Origin of the sequence: Pseudoalteromonas sp. TB51 (assembly GCF_000498055.1) — a bacterium.
Classification (GTDB): Bacteria; Pseudomonadota; Gammaproteobacteria; order Enterobacterales; family Alteromonadaceae; genus Pseudoalteromonas; species Pseudoalteromonas atlantica.
On record NZ_AUTO01000234.1, the window covers coordinates 1 to 1,465 of the forward strand.

General features: G+C 40.8%; 1 protein-coding gene and 1 pseudogene. Both read left to right on the forward strand.

The genetic code is table 11. The annotated features are described in order from the left end of the window. Positions 1–385 precede the first annotated feature (385 nt). The gene (locus L650_RS0113135; RefSeq protein WP_029773403.1) at positions 386–1,099 is read left to right on the forward strand and encodes a DUF1499 domain-containing protein; all 714 of its coding nucleotides are present in this window, start codon (positions 386–388) and stop codon (positions 1,097–1,099) included. A gap of 203 nt (positions 1,100–1,302) precedes the next feature. Then, positions 1,303–1,465: pseudogene (locus tag L650_RS24125) on the forward strand (alcohol dehydrogenase catalytic domain-containing protein); the annotation flags it as partial.

Below are 1,465 nucleotides of genomic sequence, written 5' to 3' on the forward strand. Positions count from 1 at the left end.
CCGCAAGTGGCTAACGAGCAATACTTTGCAACGTTAGCGCAGTGGTTTGGCGTGCCTGTTTCGGAGCTGGTTGATATTTTTCCTAATTTAAGTAACTTTAACAGCGCTACCTTAGACTTTTTTGTGTAATGATACTGACACGCCAGCCTAGGTACGTTAGTTTAAGGTTAAAGCGCCGCTGCTTGATAATAAAAATGCGTTATTTAGTTGTTTTAATTAGCTTATTTTAAGGTTTTTGGACAAAGCTTATTATTTAAAGCACTTAAGTATCACTATACAGTGGCGTGAGCTGTTAATTGTAATCTAAACCCAGTGCTTGGCAGTATAATGTACTGGTTTCAAATACTTAAAATTAAAGATCACACATGATAAAGGAATCATAATAATGAAAATTTTAGTGAGCTTAGTAAGTTTAATCGCTTTTTTACTCGTTTTACTGCCAGGGCCTTTATATAAGTATGGGGTTGTTGAACTAAGTACTGCGTTTGCAGGGTTTAGATTTGGTGTGTATGTGGGTGGCGCTGCATTAGTGCTGCTTGTTATACAGGTTATTTTTATGCGTAAAACGCTTAGCATGGGCAGCACTTTAATGGCGTTGGTGTTTGCAGCCATCGCGATTGCAATGCCACTGAGCATGATGAGCAAGGCTAAAAGCCTACCCGCGATCCATGATATTTCGACCGATTTAATTAACCCGCCAAAATTTGTGGCAATTGTACCGCTGCGAGCGGATGCTAAAAACCCAGCTGAATACGCAGGAGAAGAAACAGCCACGCAGCAACGCAAAGCTTACCCTGAGCTAAAAACACTAAATTATGCACAATCAAAAACAGACATATTGGCTGCTACCGAGCAAGCGGTTAAAAATTTAGGGTTTGAGCTTATTAATGTTAATGCGGCTACGGGCCTAGTAGAAGCAACGGATACCACCACATGGTTTGGTTTTAAAGACGATGTAGTTGTGCGTATCAATGATGAAGGCAGCCAGCGCTTTGTCGATATACGCAGTAAGTCACGCGTGGGGCGAAGTGATTTAGGAAAAAATGCTGAACGTATACATTCACTCATTGATGAGATAAATACGTTACTGGATAAGTAACCAACATTTGAGTTTAAAAAGCCCAACCTTGTTGGGCTTTTTTGGTCAGGGTGCATTCACTGCGCCGGCGTTAGTGTAAACCACATCAAAGTGCATACCGGTATTATTTTTAGAGGCAGCCCTTATGGGATTGGTTTTAAAATAAAGCACTTAAATAAGCGAAAAGGTAGACGACTTAAATTTTTACAGACTATGGAGTTGTTATGAAAACAGTAGGATATGCAGCAAAAAGCGAAGGTGCGCAACTAGGTGAATATACTTTTGAGCGCCGCGATTTACGCGATAACGATGTAGAAATTGAAATTTTATATTGTGGCGTATGCCACTCTGATTTACATGCAGTGCGCAATGACTGGGGCGGAAGCC

What these genes read in the sequence shown, in the direction of transcription:
- L650_RS0113135 (WP_029773403.1), top strand. Translation starts at nt 386, where the DNA reads ATGAAAATTTTAGTGAGCTTAGTAAGTTTAATCGCTTTTTTACTCGTT.